Below are 17,721 nucleotides of genomic sequence, written 5' to 3'. Positions count from 1 at the left end.
GTCCGCCGACCAGCATCCCACCCCCGCGCCGGCCACCGGCCTCCCGACCGGCGACGTCCCCCGACGGAGCGTCGCCCACCGCTTCGTCACATCGGCTGTACGGCGGTCACTGCAGCGGCTCCCCCGCCACCACCAGGGCCCGGCAGCCGGGCCGCTCGCGCCCCTCGAGCGCCCCGGACAGGGTCGCGCCGGTCGCCCACAGGGCCAGGTCGGCCGGGGCGCCCACCGACAGCGGCCCGGCGGCAGCCTCGGCCCGGGCGGCGTGCCAGCCGCCGTGCGTGGCGGCGTCGAAGGCGTCGAAGGGGCGCAGCCCGGCGCCGGGCGTGCGGTGGTCGACGGCGGCGTGCACCCCGCCCCACGGGTCCATCGGGGTGACCGGGGCGTCGCTGCCCAGCGCGAGGGCGACCCCGGCGTCGGCGAGGTCGGCGAACGGGTTGGTCGCCAGCGCCCGCTCGACCCCGAGCCGCTCGGCGTACATGCCGGCGTCCCCGCCCCACGCCGCGTCGAACGCCGGCTGCACGCTGGCCACCATGCCCCAGGCCCGCATCGCCTCGACGGCGTCAGGGGACGGCATCTCCACGTGCTCGAGCCGGTGCCGGCAGGCGCGCACCGCGGCCGCGCCGAGCTCCTCGACCACCGCGCCGACCGCGTCGAGCACCTGGGCCACCGCGGCGTCGCCGATGCAGTGGAACCCGGCCTGCACGCCGGCCCCGGTGCACGCCCGCACGTGGTGCACCAGGGAGGCGGTGTCGAAGCGCAGCGCGCCGGAGGTGTCGGGCCGGTCGCGGTAGGGGCTGCCCAGCGCCGCGGTGTGCGACCCGAGCGCGCCGTCGCAGAACAGGTCGCCGCCGGCGCCGGCCAATCCCAGCTCGCGCACCAGGTCCAGCCCGCCGCGCTCGGCCAGCTCACCCCAGTAGCCGACCACCCGCGGCCCGGGCCGCTCGCCGGCCAGCGCCAGGAGCGCGCGCAGGTCCTCGGCGCTGGACACCTCCGGCCCGGCCATCTCGTGCACGGTGCCGATGCCCAGCCGCGCCGCCTCGGCCAGCGCCGCCGCCTGCGCGGCGGCCCGCTGGGGGCCGGTCACGGCGCCGTAGGCGGCCTGCCGGGCGGCGTGGTGGGCGTCGAGGCGCAGCTGCCCGTCGGGCGAGAAGCCGGGTAGCTCCCGGATGCCGGGGACCCGGTCGAGCAGCGCGGTGGACACCGTCGCCGAGTGCACGTCCACCCGGGCCAGGTAGGCCGGCCGGTCGCCGACGACGGCGTCGAGGTCGGCGCGGGTGAGGCCGCGGCCCTCCGGCCAGCCGGTCTCGTCCCAGCCGGTGCCCAGCACGATCCCCGGCGGGGCGCTGCGCACGGCGTCGGCGACGGCGGCGACCGCCGCGGCGAGGCTCGACCTCGAGTGGAGGTCGAGACCGGTGAGGGCCAGGCCGGTGGCCGTGGCGTGCACGTGCGCGTCCACGAACGCCGGGGTGAGCAGCGCACCCTCCCCCGCCAGCGCCCGGCCGGCGGTCGGGGCGTCGGCGGCGTCCCCGAGCCAGGCGATCCGGCCGCCGACGGCGTGCACCGCCCGGCCGCGGCGGTCCCCGACGGTGACGTCGGTGATCAGCAGGTCGGGCGCGGCGCTCATGCGGCGAGCATGACGGCGGCGCGTGAGGCCCCCGGCCCCGGGTAGGCAGCGACCGTGCCGGACGGTGACGGGCAGCTGCGCACCGCGCGGTTGCGCCTGCGCCCGTGGACCACCCGCCGCGACGACCTGGCGCGGCTCACCGACCTCTACGGCCGCGAGGAGGTCACCCGCTGGCTGGGCGGGCCCCCCTCGGTCGGCCCGGTGGAGCTGGTGGCCCGCTGGGCGCAGGTGTCCCGCGCCGACCCGCGCTGCGGCGTCTGGGCGGTCGAGCCGCGCGAGGACCCCACCCGGGTCGCCGGCACGCTGCTGCTCAAGCCGCTGCCCGGCGGCGTCGGCGAGGTCGAGGTCGGCTGGCACCTGCACCCCGACAGCTGGGGCCGCGGGTACGCCACCGAGGCCGCCCGGGCGGTCGTGCAGGAGGCCTTCGGCGGGGGCCTGCCGGAGGTCTACGCGGTGGTGCGGCCCGGCAACGAGGCGTCACTGGCGGTCTGCCGGCGGCTGGGCATGGCGCCCCTGGGGCGGCTGCGCCGCTGGTACGACGTCGAGCTCGAGGCCTTCCGGCTGATGGCGCCCGCCGTCGTCGACTAGGCCGCGCGCCCCCCCCGGCCCAGCCGGGCCCGCAGCCGCGCCCGGCGGGAGGTGCGCGCCCTGCGCCGCTGCCCGGCGGCGTCGGCGCGGTCGCGGGCCGCGGCCTCCTCGAGGGTGGGCGCGGTGCCGCCCAGGTGCAGCGGCAGCCACCACGTGTCCTCGGGTCCGGCGGGCTGCTGGGGGTAGGTGCGCTGCGCCTCGTCGAGCAGGGCCTCCATCGCCGTCCGGGTGCGGGCCAGCAGCGCCGCCGGCGTCTCCCCCGGCTGCGGCCAGAGCGGCTCGCCCAGCAGCACGGTCACCGCCTTGCCGCCCCGGAGGTCGACCGGGTGCTTCTTGGTGGCCACCCGGTGCCCGCCCCACACCGCCGCCGGCAGGATCGGCACCCCGGCGTCGATCGCCATCCGCGCGGCGCCGGCCTTGAGGTCCTTGAGGGTGAAGCTCTGGCTGATCGTCGCCTCGGGGAACACGCCCACGAGCTCGCCGTCCTTCAGCGCGCGGACGGCGGCGTCGAACGCCGCGGCGCCGGCCTTGCGTTCGACCGGGATGTGCCGCATGGCCCGCATGAACGGCCCGGCGAACCAGTGGCCGAACACCGCGGCCTTGGCCATGAACCGCACCAGGCGGTGCTGCGGCAGCGCGGCCAGACCGAGGAAGGTGAAGTCCAGGTAGCTCACGTGGTTGCTGCAGACCACCGCCCCTCCGGTCGCCGGCACGTGCTCGGAGCCCCGGACGTCGAAGCGCAGCCGCAGCAGGCGGAACACCACCAGGGCCAGCCGGACGACCAGCCGGTAGGGCCGGTCCCGCCGGTCGGGGCGGGAGCCGAACAGGTCGCGGCGGACGACGTCACGCCAGCTCGCGGTGTACACGGCGGGGACGATAACCGGCGCAGGCCGCTGTCACCCGCCGGGCGGTCCGCCGGTGAGCTCCACGGCCGCCCGCACGACGGCGGCCAGGTCGCCGGTCCCGGCAAACACGCGGCGCTGCAGGTCCGCGCCGGTGCCGCGGGCCAGGACCGCCGCCACACCGTCGGCCACCCGCGCCCCGTCCCCCGCGTCCGCCAGCGCCGGCCCGACGTGCTCGAGCAGCACGGCGACGACGTCCGCGGCGGGGGCCGGACGGCCGGTGAGCGGGTGCAGGAGGTCGCGGCCGGTGCCCGACCGCCCGGCCCGCCAGGCGGCCACCCGCAGCACGTCGGCGCGCACGTCGGGCGCCGGGACGCCGTCGCGCCACTCCCGCGCGGCGGTCTCCACCAGACCGCGCACCAGGCCGGCGTGGGTGACGGCGTCCTCGACGTGCAGGCAGACGTCGGCGGTGCGCACCTCGACGGTGGGCCAGGTCTGCGACAGGCGGGCGTCGAAGTAGACCATCCCGGCGTCGACGATCGTCCCGGTCGCCACCAGGTCGGCGACCACCCGGTGGTAGCCCGCGGCGTCCCCGAAGGGCTCCGTGGCACCCGAGGAGGGCCACCGGTTCCACGCCTGGGAGCGGAAGCTCGCGTAGCCGCTGTCGCGGCCCAGCCAGAACGGCGAGTTCACGGTCAGCGCGGTGAGCACCGGCAGCCACACCCGGATCCGGTCGAGGACGGCCACGCCCTCCTCGTCGTCGGCCACCGACACGTGCACGTGGCAGCCGCAGGTCAGCTGCTCCAGCGCGGTGAGGCCGAAGGTCCGCGCCATGAGCTCGTAGCGCTCCCCCGGCGTGGTCACCGGCTGCACCGACACCGGGGAGCTGGCCAGCGCCGCCACCCGGGCGCCCACGGCCCGCGCCGCGGCGTCGGCCCGGCCGCGCCAGTGGCGCAGCTCCCCGGTCACCTCGGCCAGGTCCGTGCACACCCGGGTGCCGAGCTCGAGCTGCTGCTGCATGAGCTCGGGTACCAGGTGGCCCGGCGATCCGGTGGGCCCGTCCTCGGCGCGGTCGTGCTCCTCCGGGGTCTCCCCCTCCCCACGCCGGGAGGCCACCTCGAGCGCCTCCGGACCCAGTGGCACGGGAACACCCGACGGGTCGACGACCAGCAGCTCCTCCTCGACCCCCACCGTGCGCACCGGGTCATCGTCGGCGCGACCGGGAGGCGCCGCACAGCGGAGGTCGGACCGGCCCGACACGGGGGTTGTGGTGTTGTTGTGTTCTTTTGCGATGTCTCCACTGGCTTTTCGTTGTACTGTTGGGGATAACGGGTAAGGTGGGTGCGTGGACAAGGGTTGGCAGCACCCCCTCCCGGAGATGCCGGCGCCCCCGGCGGCCCGGGCCTGGCAGCGCCTGACACCCCCGGAGGGCTACGCCGTCCAGTGGCGGCGGCTGGTCGACGCCGCGCTCGAACTGGGGCTCGGCCCCGAGGAACTCGCCGCCGGCGGGATGGACGACGTCGCCGCGGCCCGCGGCTGGAAGCCGGCCACCGTCACCCTCTACAGCAAGGTGGCCCGCTACGGCGGCGTCCCCCTGCCCGTGCCCCCCACCCCCGAGCCCGACCCGCGCACGCTGGACCTCCGGCCGCTGACCGAGGTCCGCAGCGAGGACCCCGAGCACCTGCGCACGGTCGTGTGGTGCGCCATCGCGCTCGCGTGGCCGGCGCCCGTGGGCACCTTCCGCGACCTGCGCCGCGAGCAGGTCCACCCCACCGCGCGCCGGCTGGTGGTGCACACCGACGACGGCGAGTGGTCGGTGCCCGGCGCCCTGCTGGCCTGGCACGCCTGGGAGGAGGTCCGCAGCCGCTTCCCCGCCCTCGCCGACAGCCCGTGGGTGCTACCGGCGCTCCGGCGCGGCCCCGGGTACACCTCGACGGTGGGCGGACGGCTGTCCAGCCAGGCACTGCAGGTCACCTTCACCAAGCACGCCGTCCGGACGGCGCTGCACCTGCGCGCCACCTCCACCGGGGCCCGGCGTGCCCGGGCCGAGGCCCTGGCGGCCGTGTACGAGACGCTGTCCTACGACTCCTACCGCCGCCTGGCCCTCGCGGGCGGCGTCGAGCCGGTGGCCGAGCGCGGCGCGGTGCGGGCCGAGCGCGCCGCCCGGGCCAACCGCGCGTCCGCCGCCCCGCCGGCCGGCTGAGCCCCTCCCCTCCCCCACCGGGTCACAGCAACACGAGCTGGTCGGGCGCGGCCTCCTCCCGCGCCGCCCGCGCACGGCCCCGCCGGGGCGCCGCGGCCGGCACGGGCGCACTGCCGGCCGGTGGGAGGCTGCCGGCCGGGAACGCCGCCTGGTCGTCGCCGGGGACGCCGGCGGGCGCCTCGCCGTCGACGCCGCGCGCGCCGCCGCCCCGCTGCGCGTCGAGACCGTGCCGGTGCAGCAGCGGCGTGACCCGCGCGGCCAGCCACGACCGGTACTCCGCCGTCACGTAGGCGCCGCCGCGGTAGAGCTGCCGGTACCGGCCGACGAGGGAGGGGTGTTCGCGCGCCAGCCAGGCGGAGAACCACTCCCGCGCACCCGGCCGCAGGTGCAGCGGGACGACGGTGACGCCGGTCGCGCCCGCGGCCGCGATGGCCTCCAGCGCCGTGTCGAGGTCGGCCAGCCGGTCGGTGAGGCCGGGCAGCACCGGGGCGAGGAAGACGCCGCACGGCAGGCCGGCGTCGGTCACCGCGCGCACGAGGTCGAGCCGCGCCCGCGGCGACGGGACACCGGACTCCAGGCTCGCGTGCAGCTCCTCGTCCCAGATCGCAAGCGAGACGCCGAAGCCGACCGGCACCTCCTGCGCGGCCGAGGCCAGCAGCGGGACGTCCCGCCGCGCGAGGTTGCCCTTGGTGAGGACGGAGAACGGCGTCCCCGAGTCGGCCAGCGCGCGGATGACGCCGGGCATCAGCCGGTAGCGGCCCTCGGCCCGCTGGTAGGGGTCGGTGTTCGTGCCCAGCGCCACGTTCTCGCGCCGCCACGAGGGCTTCGCCAGCTCGCGGCGCAGCACCTCGACGAGGTTGGTCTTGACCACGATCTGGGTGTCGAAGTCCCGCCCCGCGTCCAGGTCGAGGTACTCGTGCGTCGACCGGGCATAGCAGTAGAGGCAGGCGTGGAGGCAGCCCCGGTAGGGGTTGATCGTGTAGGAGAACGGGACCCGCGAACCGTCGGGCACCTTGTTGAGCGCCGAGCGGGCCAGCACCTCGTGCAGCGTCACACCCGGGAACTCGGGCACCTCGACGCTGCGCAGCAGGCCTCGAGCGCTCGGCATGCCGGGCAGCAGCGTCCCGTCGCCGTCGTCGAGCCGCTGGCCGTCCCACCGCACGGTGCCCATGCGAACACACGTTCGACCGCGTGTCCAGCCGCACCAGGCTGCGTCATTGCTCTCGTCGGTGGAGTGCCCACGAATCTTTGAAAGTTGAGTTGGGGATAACGGTCGGGTAGAGGGTGGGCCGGGGGTGCTCCCGCAGTGCGGGCGCTGCAGGACCGGCGACGGACGACGAACCCCGGCACCGCGGCCCGGGACGGCGGGCCTCCCGGGCCGCAGTGGTGGACCTCAGAGCGGCGGGCGGTCCTCGTAGAAGGTCGAGAGGACGACGGTCGTGCGGGTGTTCACGTTCGCCGTCGCCCGGATCTCGCGCAGCAGCGCCTCCAGGGCCTCCGGCGAGGCCACCCGCACCTTCAGCAGGTAGCTCTCCACCCCGGCCACCGAGTGGCAGGCCTCGATCGCGTCGAGGTGGGCGAGCTTGGCCGGGGCGTCGTCGGCCTCGGCCAGGTCCAGCGGGGTGATCGACACGAACGCCGTCATCCCGAGGCCGAGCTTGCGCGCGTCGACACTGGCCCGGTAGCCGATGATCAGCCCCCGCTGCTCGAGGCGCCGCACCCGCTGGTGCACCGCCGACACCGACAGGCCCACCCGCTCGGCGAGGTCGGTGTAGCTGGCGCGGCCGTCACGGGCCAGGGCGGCCAGCAGCGCCCGGTCGACGTCGAGGGCGGCCGCCCCCGGCTCAGCCGGGGAGGACGACGAGCTCACGGGGACCCCGGTTCAGCGCGCGCACGCCCTCGTCGGTGCAGACGACGATGTCCTCGATCCGCGCGCCGCAGCGCCCGGCCAGGTAGATGCCCGGCTCGACCGAGAAGGCCATCCCGGCCTCCAGTGGCAGGTCGTTGCCCGCGACGATGTAGGGCGCCTCGTGGGTGTCCAGGCCGATGCCGTGCCCGGTGCGGTGGATGAAGTGCTCGCCCCAACCGGCGGCGGCGATCCGGTCGCGCGCCACGGCGTCGACCTGCTCGGCGGTCACCCCGGGGCGGACGGCGGCCACCGCGGCCTCCTGCGCGTCCTGCAGGACGGCGTACCACTCGGCCACCTCCGCGCCCGGCTCGCTGCCGACGGCGTAGGTGCGGGTGCAGTCGGACCGGTAGCCCGTGGCGGTCTCCCCACCGATGTCGACGACGACGAGGTCGCCGGCCTGCACCACCCGGTCGGAGAGCTCGTGGTGCGGGCTGGCGCCGTTGGGCCCGGAGCCGACGATGGTGAAGTCCACCCCGACGTGCCCCTCGGCCAGGATCGCCGCGGCGATGTCGGCGCCGACCTCGGCCTCGGTGCGGCCCACCCGCAGCCACTCCCCCATCCGCGCGTGCACCCGGTCGATCGCCGCGCCGGCGGCCGCCAGCTCCTCGACCTCGGGCGCGGTCTTGACCATGCGCAGCCGGTCGACCACCGGGGTCGCCAGCTCCAGCGCGGAGCCCGGCAGCGCGCGGTGCACGCCGAGTGCGTGCTCGGCCCAGGTGCGGGCGCCGACCGCCACCCGGGTGGGCGCGGCGCCGAGCCGGGCGGTGACCTCCGCCGCGAGCAGCGCGAAGGGGTCGTCGGTCTCGTCCCAGGCGCGCAGCTCCAGGCCCAGCGCGCCGGCCGGGCCGGCGTCGACCATCGGCGCCTCCAGCCGCGGGACGACCAGCAGCGGGTCGCCGACGCGGGGCACGACCAGGGCGGTCAGCCGCTCCATCGCGTGGGCGTCGTAGCCGCACAGGTAGCGCAGGTCCGACCCCGGCGTGAGCACGAGGACGTCGACGCCGAGCTCCGCGGCGACGGCCCGCGCGGCGTGCACGCGGTCGATGCTGACGAGGGCCCCCGTGCTGTCTGCCACGCCCGGACCCTAGCCCCGGGCACCGACCGCACCCGCCGGGGTTTCCCGGACCGTTACCGTCCCCGCCCGTGACGACGATGCTGCTCGACGCCGCGAGCCTCTACTTCCGGGCCTTCTACGGCGTCCCGACCAGCGTGACCGCCCCCGACGGCCGGCCGGTCAACGCCGTCCGCGGGTTCCTCGACATGACCGCCCGGCTGCTCACCGCGCACACCCCCACCCGGCTGGTGGCCTGCTGGGACGACGACTGGCGTCCCGCCTTCCGGGTGGAGGCCCTGCCGTCGTACAAGGCGCACCGGCTCTCCCCCGACGGCGGGGAGGAGACGCCGGCGGAGCTCGGCCCGCAGGTGCCGGTGCTGGTCGACGTCCTGGCCGCGGCCGGCATCGCCCGGGTCGGGGCGCCGGGCTACGAGGCCGACGACGTCATCGGCACGCTGGCCACCCGCGCCCACGGCCCGGTCGACGTCGTCACCGGCGACCGCGACCTCTTCCAGCTGGTCGACGACGCGCGCGGCGTCCGGGTGCTCTACACCAACCGCGGCATCGCCGACATCGAGGTGGTCGACGAGGCGGCGGTGGCGGCGAGGTACGGCATCCCCGGGCGGGCCTACGCCGACTTCGCCGTGCTGCGCGGGGACCCGAGCGACGGGCTGCCGGGGGTGGCCGGCATCGGCGCCAAGACCGCGGCCGCGCTGGTCACCGAGTTCGGCGACCTGGCCGGGATCCGCGCGGCCGCGACGCGCACCGCGGTGCCGAGGGCGCCGCTGACGGCGGCGGTGCTCAAGCGGCTGCACGCGGGGGCGGACTACCTCGACGCCGCGCCGGTGGTGGTGGCCGTGGCACGCGACATCGACCTGCCGCCGGTCGAGGGGGCGCTGCCCTCCCGGCCGGCCGACGCCGGCGCGCTGGCCGCGCTGGCCGACGCGCACGGGCTGCGGTCGTCGCTGGGCCGGCTGGGCGCGGCGCTGGGCTGGCGGGCCGACGTCCTGGACCGGTGAGGCCCGGCCGGTCGGGTCAGACGATCTCCCAGGTGTAGGCGGCGGAGTCCGCGTCGGTGATCGCGACGCGGATCGTCACGTCCTCGTCGTCCTCGGTGGTGCCCGAGCACTCGTAGGTGGCCCCGTCCTCCACGACCATCTCCTGGTCGCAGGTGACGTCGATGCCGACGCCGAAGGTCTCCTCGAACTGCGTGGCGATGTCGGCCTCGGCCCGGTTGGCGTCCAGGACGTCCCGGCCGAGGAGCAGCGCCAGGAGGATCGCGACGCCGATGACGACCACCGCCAGCCCCGTGCCGATGAGCGGGCGGGTGCGCGACCTCCGCGGCGGCTGCCCGTAGGACCCGAACTGCTGGCCCGGCGCGCCGGGCTGCGGCGCGTGGGGGCCCGGCTGTCCGTACGGCCCGGGCTGTCCGTACGGCCCCGGCTGCTGGTAGCCGCCCGGCGGGCCCCACGGACCCGGCTGCCCGTACTGCCCGCCCGGCTGGCCGTACTGCCCCGGCTGCCCGTACTGCCCCGGCTGCCCGTACTGCCCCGGCTGGCCGTACTGCCCGCCCGGCTGGCCGAACGGGCCCGGCGGCCCGTAGGGACCCGGCTGCTGGCCGAACTGCTCCGGTTGCCCGGACCGCTCCGGCTGGCCACCCTGCGGCGGGTTGGTCATCGTCGCTCCCGTCCTCCCCGGCCCCTGCGGACCGTGCCGTGACACCGCGTCACACGAGCGGTGGCGATTGTCCCCCACGCAGGCCCACGGCCCGCTCCCCCGAGCGGCACCCTCAGCCGCTGACGGCGACCGCGACCACGCCCCGCCGCACCCGCTCGACCGCGGCGCGCGCGACCCGGGCGACCGGCTCGTCGGCGACCTTGGCCAGCTGGTCGAGCACGTCGACCAGCTGCCGCGCCCACCGCACGAAGTCGCCGCCGGAGAGCTCGGTGCCGGCCTGCTCCGCGCCGGCGAGCACCCGGTCCAGGCTCTGCCCGTCCGCCCAGCGGTAGGCCGCCCAGGCGAAGCCCAGGTCGAGGTCGCGGGTGGCCGGCAGGCCGCGGTCGAGCTCGACGTCCTGCAGCCGGGCGCGGATGCGGCGCATCTCGGCGATGGCGGTGGCGACCTGGCCCGCCGGCACCGCCGGCTGCCCCGGCATCTCGCGGCGCGCCTCGAACACCAGCGTGGAGACGGCGGCGGCCAGCTCGGCCGCGCCCAGCCCGCGCCACGCCCCGGCGCGCAGGCACTCGGCGATCAGCAGGTCGCCGTCGGACCAGATCCGCGCCAGCCGCCGTCCCTCGTCGGTGACCCGGGGGACGTCGTCGACCGGGACGTCCTCGGCGGTGTCGGCGGGCACCAGCGGCACCACCTCGGGCACCAGGTAGCCCAGCTCCTCGAGGACGTCGCAGGTGCGGTCGAACTGGCGGGTCAGCGACCCGGTGCGCTCGGCCATCCGCCGGTGGGTGGCCTCGGCCTCGGCGACCCCGCGCAGGTAGCGCTCGGCGGCCCGTACCCGGTCCTCCCGGTCGGGCAGCGCGTGCACCGGGTGGGCGCGCAGGGCGCGGCGCAGGTCGTGCAGCACCGGGTCGTCGGCGGCCGCGGAGCGCTGCCGGACCCGGCGGGCGCCCAGGTCGTTCTCCACCCGCGCGGCGCGCAGCGTCGAGGCCAGGTCGCGGCGGGCGTGCGGGCTGCGGTGGTTGAAGTTCCTCGGCACGCGGACGCGGGCCAGCGCGGAGACCGGCGTCGGGAAGTCGACGCTGCCCAGCCGGCCGGCCCACTTGTCCTCGGTGAGCACCAGCGGGCGCGGGTCGGCCAGGTCGGTGATCCCCGGGTCCAGGACGACGGCGAGCCCCTGCCGTCGTCCCGAGGGCACCCGGATGACGTCACCGGGCCGCAGCGCGGCCAGCGCGTCGGCGGCCTCCATCCGGCGCTTGGCCTGCGAGTCGCGGGACAGCTCCCGCTCGCGGTCGGCGATCTCCCGGCGCAGCCGCGCGTAGCCGGCGACGTCGCCGCCGTCGGAGTGCATCTCGGCGGCGGCCCGCTCCGCCTCCTGCTCGTGCCGGGCGGCCGCCCGGGCCAGGCCGACCACCGAGCGGTCGGCCTGGAACTGCGCGAAGGAGGAGGCCAGCAGCTCGCGGGCGCGGGCGCGGCCGAAGCTGCCCACCAGGTTGACCGCCATGTTGTAGCTGGGCCGGAACGACGAGCGCAGCGGATAGGTGCGGGTGCTGGCCAGCCCGGCCACCACCGAGGGGTCCATGCCCGGCGCCCAGACGACGACGGCGTGCCCCTCGACGTCGATGCCGCGCCGTCCGGCCCGGCCGGTGAGCTGGGTGTACTCCCCCGGCGTGACGTCGACGTGCGCCTCGCCGTTCCACTTCACCAGCCGCTCGAGGACGACGGTGCGCGCGGGCATGTTGATGCCCAGCGCCAGGGTCTCGGTGGCGAACACGGCCTTGACCAGGCCGCGGACGAAGCACTCCTCCACGGTCTCCTTGAACGCCGGCACCAGCCCGGCGTGGTGGGCGGCCAGCCCGGCGAGCAGGCCCTCGCGCCACTCCCAGAAGCCCAGCACGTGCAGGTCCTCGTCGGGCAGCGAGCCGGTGCGCTCGTCGATGATCCGGGCGATCTCGGCGCGCTCGGCCTCGTCGGTGAGGCGCAGGCCCGACTGCAGGCACTGGGCGACGGCGGCGTCGCAGCCGTTGCGGCTGAAGATGAACGTGATCGCCGGCAGCAGCCCGGCGCGGTCGAGCCGCTCGACCACCTCCGAGCGGGCCGGGGGCCGGTAGCGCGGCTTGTGCCAGTCGCGGTCGCGCCGGGCGCCGCCGGTGCCGCCGCCACCCCAGGTGTCCAGCCGGCGCTCGTACTCGCGGACGTAGCGCACCAGCTCCGGGTCGACCACGCTGCCGCCGCGGTCGCGCGTGGAGCGGCCGCGGGGGTCCTCCCCGTGCTCGGCGGCGTGCGCGGCCGGGCGCAGGCTGAACAGGTCGAACACCCGGCTGCCGACGAGCATGTGCTGCCACAGCGGGATGGGCCGCACCTCGCTGACGACCACCCGGGTGTGCCCGCGGACGGTGACCAGCCAGTCGGCGAACTCCTCGGCGTTGCTCACGGTCGCCGACAGCGACACCAGGGTCACCGACGCCGGGAGGTGGATGATCACCTCCTCCCACACCGCGCCGCGGAACCGGTCGGCGAGGTAGTGGACCTCGTCCATGACCACGTAACCGAGGCCGTCGATGGCCGGGGACTCCGCGTAGAGCATGTTGCGCAGCACCTCGGTGGTCATCACCACCACCGGGGCGTCGCCGTTGATCGCGTTGTCCCCGGTCAGCAGCCCGACCTCGGCCTCGCCGTAGCGGTCGACGAGGTCGTTGTACTTCTGGTTGGACAGCGCCTTGATCGGCGTCGTGTAGAAGGCCTTGCGGCCCTCGGCGAGCGCCTTGTGCACGGCGAACTCGCCGACGACGGTCTTGCCCGCGCCGGTGGGTGCGCAGACCAGCACGCCCGCGCCCTCGTCGAGCGCCTCGCACGCCTCGACCTGGAACGGGTCGAGCGAGAAGCCGAGCTCGGCGGTGAAGTCGGCGAGGGTGGGGTGCGCGCTGCGCCGCCGGGCAGCCGCGTACCGCTCGGCGGGGCTGGACATGGCTCCACGTTAGGCGCACCGGCGGCGGCTCTCAGATCGGCGGCGGGTGCCCCCGCGTCCTCGTGGCCCCTCCTCGTCCCGTCCCCACGGTCTGTCGGGCGACCAGTTGGGGATAACGGTCCGGTGTCCGGTGCTCACCGCCCACTCCGGGGGCGTCCTCCCCCACCGCAGCGCGTCCTCCCTCACCGCCCACCGTCAGGTCGGACGCGCGACGATCAGGTGACCTGATCGTCGCGGGGCGGCCGTGCGCTGCCCAACACGCGCAGGGCGCCGGGGACCGCCTCGGCGACGACGGGCAGCGCTGCCACCGGCTCGCCATCGGCCCAGGCGGTCAGCCCGGCCCCCGCCAGTTCGACCCGCGCGGCGCGGTGCACCGTCACCGCCGGGTGCCCGACGTGGGTGCCCGACGTCAGCCGCGGGCGGGTGCGCACCAGCTCGCGGCGCGACACCGGCCCGACGACGGTGACGTCGAGGTGCCCGTCGGCCGGGTCGGCGACCGGGCAGACCCGCAGGCCCCCGCCGTAGCAGGCGGTGTTGCCGACGGCGACCAGGGTGACCGGCAGCGTCCGCCGCACGCCGTCGAGGGTCAGCGTCACCTCGCGCGGCCGCAGCCGGGCCAGCTCGGCGAGGACGGCCACGTCGTAGCGCCGGGGACCGCGCGGCCAGCGCAGCCGGTTCGCCCGGTCGGTGACCGCCGAGTCGAACCCGCAGCACAGCACGGTGGCCCACCAGCGCCCCGCCGTCCGGCCGGCGTCGACCGTGCGGACGGCGCCCTCCCGCAGGTCGGCGGCCGCCGCGGCGGCGGCGGCCACCGGCTCCGGCGGCACCCCGAGGGCCAGGGCCAGGTCGTTGCCGGTGCCCGCGGGGACCACCGCCAGCGGCGTGGCGGTGCCGGCGACGGCCTGCAGCGCGGCGTGCGCGGCACCGTCTCCCCCGACGGCCACCACGGCCCCGGTGCCGGCGGCCACGGCGGCGGCCGCGGCCCGCTCCACCCCCGCGCGGTCGGCGGCGGGCAGCACGTGCGGCGTGAGGCCGCGGCGGCGCAGGACGTCGAGGACGGCGCCGGAGACGGCGCGCGCCCGTCCCCGCCCGGCGGCCGGGCTCACCAGCACCGCGACGTCGGTCATGGAGTCCCTCCCCGGTGCGGCCGGGCCCCGTGCGGGGACGTCGGCGCCGGCGGGCGCGTCACCCTACGGCGCGGCGGGGCCGGCGGGTCAGCCGCGGGAGGCGGTCCGCTCGTCGGCGGGGTCGCCGTCCAGGTGCGAGGGCGCGGTGTCCAGGTGCGCGGGCGCGCTGTCCAGGCGCGAGGGTGCGGCGTCCAGGGGCGAGGCCTCGTCGTCGGCGACGTCGTGGAAGTGCTCGCGGGCGTCGCGGCGGGCCCGCCGCCGGTCGACGAGCCGCGCCACCTGGATGGCCAGCTCGAACAGCAGGATCATCGGCCCGGCCATGAGCAGCATGGTGAACGGGTCCTGGGTGGGGGTGACGAAGGCGGCGAAGACGATGGTGAGGAAGAAGATCCAGCGCCGGCTGCGCCGCAGCGTCTCGTAGGAGAGCACGCCCACCGCGTTGAGCGCGACGGCCACCAGGGGCACCTCGAAGCTGACGCCGAAGGCGACCAACAGGGAGAGCACGAAGCCGATGTAGTCCTGCGCGGTCAGCGCGATGACCACGCCGTCGCCGGCCAGGCCCAGCAGCAGCTCCAGGCCCGCCGACAGCGACACGTAGGCCAGCACCGCGCCGAGGGCGAACAGCGTCGAGGAGACCAGCACGAAGGCGACGCCGTAGCGCTTCTCGTTGCGCTTGAGGCCCGGGGTGACGAACGCCCACAGCTGGTAGAGCCACACCGGCGCCGACAGCACCGCCCCGGCCAGCAGGCTCACCTTCAGCCGGATGAACACCCCGCCGAAGACGTCGGTGATCAACAGTCCGCAGCCGCCGTCGGCGTCGCCGCCGTAGCGCAGCTCGGGCTCCAGGCCGCAGTAGGGCGCCCGGATGAAGTCCCCCAGGCCGTGCTCGTACCACCAGAAGGCGACGGCGGAGGCCAGCAGGAGCGCCAGCAGTGCCGTGGCGACCCGGTTGCGCAGCTCGGTGAGGTGCGCGACGAGGGTCATCGTCGCGTCGGGGTCGCGCGGTGGCCGGCGACGCCGGCGGCGCGGGGCGGGCCCGCTCACGTCGGTGCTCCGGGGCAGGGTCAGCGCGGGTCGGCGGCGCCGGGCCGGCCGGCCCGCGCCCGCAGCTCCGCCGCGCGGGCCTCGGCGGCGGCCGCCTCGGCCTCGAGCTGGGACCGGCGGTCGGCGTCGGCCGCGTCGAGGACGGCGGGACCCGAGCGGCCCTTGTCGTCGTCCTTCATGCCCTTCATCTCGCCCTTGAAGATGCGCAGCGAGCGGCCCAGCGAGCGCGACGCGTCGGGCAGCTTCTTGTACCCGAACAGCAGCAGGATCGCGAGGACGATCAGGATGATCTCCGGCGCGCCGAGGTTCATGCGTCCTCCAGGTCGAGGGGCGACGGCGGCGATGCTACGCCGCCGGGCCGGGGATCCCCGTCCCCCGGAAGGCGGGGGCAGGGGTTCAGCCCTCGGTGCGGCGCTGTTCGATCGACGGCAACGCGGCCGCGCGGGCACCGGCGGCCTGCGCCTGCTCCAGGAGGGGCCGCACCTCGCGCTCGGCGGCCTGCAGCTCCCGGCCCAGCCGCTGCAGCGCACCAACCACGCCGTGCACCAGCGCGCCGAGCACCACCAGCGACAGCACGACGACGGCGATCCAGACCACGAGCAGCAGCACGGCGACGACCCTAGGCCCCGGCCTGCTCGCCGTAGCGCGCCAGGGCGGCCCGGGCGTCGGCGGCCACGGCCCCGGCGAGCTCGGCGGGCTCCTCCACCCCGGCCGCCCCGCCGAGGGAGGCGACCAGCCGGCGGGCCCACGCCAGGTCCCCGGTGCGCAGCGCCACGGCCAGGCCGCCGGGTGGGTCGTCGACCTCGCGGACGTCCTCGACCGGGTAGTACTCGGCCACCCAGCGGGCGGTGCGCGCCAGCCGCAGCCGCACCACCGGGGCACCGGGCTCGGGCTGGTAGATCCCGTTGTCCAGGTCGCGCAGGTGCACCCCCGGCGGCGGCGCGGCGGGCTCGTCGAGGACCTCGACGTCGTCGACCCGGTCCAGCCGGAACAGCCGCAGCCCCTCGGCGCGGCGGCACCACGCCTCCAGGTAGGAGCGGCCGTCGACCAGCAGCAGCCGCAGCGGGTCGACGGTGCGCTCGGTGCGCTCGTCGCGGGTGGGCACGTAGTAGTGCAGGTGCAGCGCCCGGCCCTGCTCCAGACCGCGGCGGACGACGGCGAGGGACTGCTCCCGGGCGTCCACCGACAGCGCCACCGGCGTGACCCGCTCCGCCGCGTGCCCGGCCGCGGCCGACACCTTGGCCAGCGCGCGGCTGACCGCCTCCTGCTCGGCCAGCCCCGGCAGCTCCAGCAGCGTGCGCAGCGCCACGACCAGCGCCACGGCCTCGTCGGTGGTCAGCCGCAGCGGGCGGACCATGCCGGCGGTGAAGGTGACCCGTACCCGGTCGCCCTCGAAGGCCAGGTCGATGAGGTCGCCGGGGCCGTAGCCGGGCAGCCCGCACATCCACAGCAGGTCCAGGTCGCGGCGCAGCTGCCGCTCCGGGACGCCGAAGTCGCGCGCGGCCTCGGCCAGCGGCACGCCCCCGGGCCGGGCGGTGAGGTACGGGACCAGGGACAGCAGCCGGGTCATCCGCTCGTTGGTGGCCGGACCGGTCATGCCTGCTCCCCCATCGCCGCCAGGCGGGTGAGCCGCTCGACGACGGCCGCGCGCACCGCCTGCGGCGACTCCACCACGACGTCGGGGCCGTAGGCGGCCAGCTGGTCGGCCAGCCGCCACGGTTCGGTGGTGCGCAGCTGCAGCCGGTCGTCGCCGTCGGGACCGGCCCCCAGCGGGGTGGCCCAGCGGCGCAGCCCGACCGCGGTGCCCGGGCGGGCGCGCACCACGACCAGGTGCTCCTCGCCGCCGGCCTGCCGGGCGACCAGCGCCGACAGGTCGACGTCGGCCGGCGGCTCGAACGCGCCCTCCGGCCCGCCGGCCCGCGGCGTGCCGACGACGCGGGAGAGCCGGAACACCCGCGGCGCCTGCCGGTCGAGGTCGAGGCCCACCAGGTACCAGCGGCCGTGCCAGGCCACCACGCCCCACGGCTGCACCCGCCGCCGGGCGGGGGCGTCCTCGTCGGGACGTCGGTAGTCGAAGGTCAGCACCCGGCGGTCGCGGGCCGCGGTGTAGCAGGGCTCGAAGGCCGGCTCGTCGGAGTCCAGCCGCGGCTGCACCGGCAGCGCCCGGGCCGGGTCGACGTCCACCCCGGCGGCGCGCAGCTTGACCAGCGCGCTCTGCGCCGCCCCGGCCAGCTGCGCGGACTCCCACAGCCGCAGCGCCAGGCCGACGGCGGCGGCCTCCTCACCGGTGAGGGTGATCTCGGGCAGCTCGTAGTCGGCGCGGGCGATGCGGTAGCCGTCCTCGGTGTCGAAGACGCTGGTGCGGCCGGTCTCCAGCGGCACGCCCATCTCGCGCAGCTCCGCCTTGTCCCGCTCGAACATCCGCTTGAACGCCTCGTCGGCGCGCGCGGTGCCGTCGTCGGGCTCGTAGCCGGGCACCGTGGCACGGATCCGCGCCGCGGTCACGTACTGCCGGGTGCCCAGCAGGGCGATGACCAGGTTCACCAGTCGCTCCGCCCGCTTCGCCGACACGCACCCCAGCCTAGACAGAGGACCTGCTGCCCCCCGCTGCTCGCACGCTCGCAGCGGGCCCCTGCAGGGGGCCACGAGGGGCGCGGGGGGCACCGGGGTCCTTACTCTCCCCTCGTGGGG

Annotated in this window: 17 protein-coding genes; 3 read left to right on the top strand and 14 right to left on the bottom strand. The window is 77.0% G+C overall.

The features are described 5' to 3' along the window. Positions 1-106 precede the first annotated feature (106 nt). The gene (locus BMZ33_RS02645; RefSeq protein ID WP_091107444.1) at positions 107-1,624 is read right to left on the bottom strand and encodes an amidohydrolase; all 1,518 of its coding nucleotides are present in this window, start codon (positions 1,622-1,624) and stop codon (positions 107-109) included. 54 nt (positions 1,625-1,678) lie between these two features. Between BMZ33_RS02645 and BMZ33_RS02640 the strand changes: the two genes are divergently transcribed. Next, entirely contained in the window at positions 1,679-2,212 is a 534-nt protein-coding gene (locus tag BMZ33_RS02640) for a GNAT family N-acetyltransferase (RefSeq protein ID WP_091107442.1), read from the top strand. Here the strand turns inward: BMZ33_RS02640 and BMZ33_RS02635 are convergent. Next, entirely contained in the window at positions 2,209-3,078 is an 870-nt protein-coding gene (locus tag BMZ33_RS02635; RefSeq protein WP_091107440.1) for a lysophospholipid acyltransferase family protein, read from the bottom strand. The two genes, BMZ33_RS02640 and BMZ33_RS02635, sit on opposite strands and share 4 nt — an antisense overlap. Positions 3,079-3,108: 30 nt before the next feature. After that, on the bottom strand, positions 3,109-4,254 hold the full coding sequence (locus BMZ33_RS02630; RefSeq protein ID WP_091107437.1) for a glutamate--cysteine ligase: 1,146 nt from the start codon (positions 4,252-4,254) through the stop codon (positions 3,109-3,111). Between the two features lie 145 nt (positions 4,255-4,399). Between BMZ33_RS02630 and BMZ33_RS02625 the strand changes: the two genes are divergently transcribed. Beyond that, a complete protein-coding gene (locus BMZ33_RS02625) occupies positions 4,400-5,257 on the top strand; it encodes a hypothetical protein (protein WP_091107434.1) in 858 nt (285 codons plus the stop codon). 22 nt (positions 5,258-5,279) lie between these two features. Here the strand turns inward: BMZ33_RS02625 and BMZ33_RS02620 are convergent, their stop codons facing one another. The 3 genes from BMZ33_RS02620 to BMZ33_RS02610 form a co-directional block, all read right to left on the bottom strand. After that, on the bottom strand, positions 5,280-6,428 hold the full coding sequence (locus BMZ33_RS02620) for an Rv2578c family radical SAM protein (RefSeq protein ID WP_169063793.1): 1,149 nt from the start codon (positions 6,426-6,428) through the stop codon (positions 5,280-5,282). Between the two features lie 222 nt (positions 6,429-6,650). Further along, a complete protein-coding gene (locus BMZ33_RS02615) occupies positions 6,651-7,127 on the bottom strand; it encodes an Lrp/AsnC family transcriptional regulator (RefSeq protein WP_091107431.1) in 477 nt (158 codons plus the stop codon). Next, positions 7,102-8,241: a M24 family metallopeptidase gene (locus BMZ33_RS02610; RefSeq protein WP_091107429.1), complete on the bottom strand. Its 1,140-nt coding sequence runs from the start codon at positions 8,239-8,241 to the stop codon at positions 7,102-7,104. The genes BMZ33_RS02615 and BMZ33_RS02610 overlap by 26 nt, the downstream gene beginning before the upstream one ends. A gap of 77 nt (positions 8,242-8,318) precedes the next feature. Between BMZ33_RS02610 and BMZ33_RS02605 the strand changes: the two genes are divergently transcribed. Next, entirely contained in the window at positions 8,319-9,239 is a 921-nt protein-coding gene (locus BMZ33_RS02605; RefSeq protein ID WP_091107426.1) for a 5'-3' exonuclease, read from the top strand. A 16-nt stretch (positions 9,240-9,255) separates the two neighbouring features. On the opposite strand, the gene BMZ33_RS02600 is transcribed toward BMZ33_RS02605, so the two are convergent. From BMZ33_RS02600 to BMZ33_RS02565, 8 genes are all read right to left on the bottom strand, one after another. After that, entirely contained in the window at positions 9,256-9,897 is a 642-nt protein-coding gene (locus BMZ33_RS02600; RefSeq protein ID WP_091107424.1) for a DUF4333 domain-containing protein, read from the bottom strand. Positions 9,898-10,009: 112 nt separating this feature from the next. After that, on the bottom strand, positions 10,010-12,859 hold the full coding sequence (locus tag BMZ33_RS02595; protein WP_091107423.1) for a DEAD/DEAH box helicase: 2,850 nt from the start codon (positions 12,857-12,859) through the stop codon (positions 10,010-10,012). A 215-nt stretch (positions 12,860-13,074) separates the two neighbouring features. After that, the gene (locus BMZ33_RS02590) at positions 13,075-13,986 is read right to left on the bottom strand and encodes a diacylglycerol kinase family protein (RefSeq protein ID WP_091107420.1); all 912 of its coding nucleotides are present in this window, start codon (positions 13,984-13,986) and stop codon (positions 13,075-13,077) included. 87 nt (positions 13,987-14,073) lie between these two features. Next, positions 14,074-15,030 (bottom strand): twin-arginine translocase subunit TatC, encoded by a 957-nt coding sequence (gene tatC, locus BMZ33_RS02585; RefSeq protein WP_169063791.1) that lies wholly within the window; start codon positions 15,028-15,030, stop codon positions 14,074-14,076. Positions 15,031-15,050: 20 nt separating this feature from the next. Continuing rightward, positions 15,051-15,341: a Sec-independent protein translocase subunit TatA gene (gene tatA / locus BMZ33_RS02580; protein ID WP_091107416.1), complete on the bottom strand. Its 291-nt coding sequence runs from the start codon at positions 15,339-15,341 to the stop codon at positions 15,051-15,053. Between the two features lie 85 nt (positions 15,342-15,426). Continuing rightward, entirely contained in the window at positions 15,427-15,639 is a 213-nt protein-coding gene (locus BMZ33_RS02575) for a hypothetical protein (RefSeq protein ID WP_091107414.1), read from the bottom strand. Positions 15,640-15,649: 10 nt separating this feature from the next. Continuing rightward, positions 15,650-16,627, bottom strand: a complete 978-nt coding sequence (locus BMZ33_RS02570; protein WP_091107412.1) for a helix-turn-helix transcriptional regulator — start codon at positions 16,625-16,627, stop codon at positions 15,650-15,652. After that, entirely contained in the window at positions 16,624-17,601 is a 978-nt protein-coding gene (locus BMZ33_RS02565) for a helix-turn-helix transcriptional regulator (protein ID WP_091107410.1), read from the bottom strand. Before BMZ33_RS02565 ends, BMZ33_RS02570 begins: the two co-directional genes overlap by 4 nt. Positions 17,602-17,721 lie beyond the last annotated feature (120 nt).

It is taken from the genome of Geodermatophilus dictyosporus, from assembly GCF_900115505.1.
Lineage (GTDB): Bacteria > Actinomycetota > Actinomycetes > Mycobacteriales > Geodermatophilaceae > Geodermatophilus > Geodermatophilus dictyosporus.
This window is presented reverse-complemented; position numbering and strand designations above follow the sequence as displayed.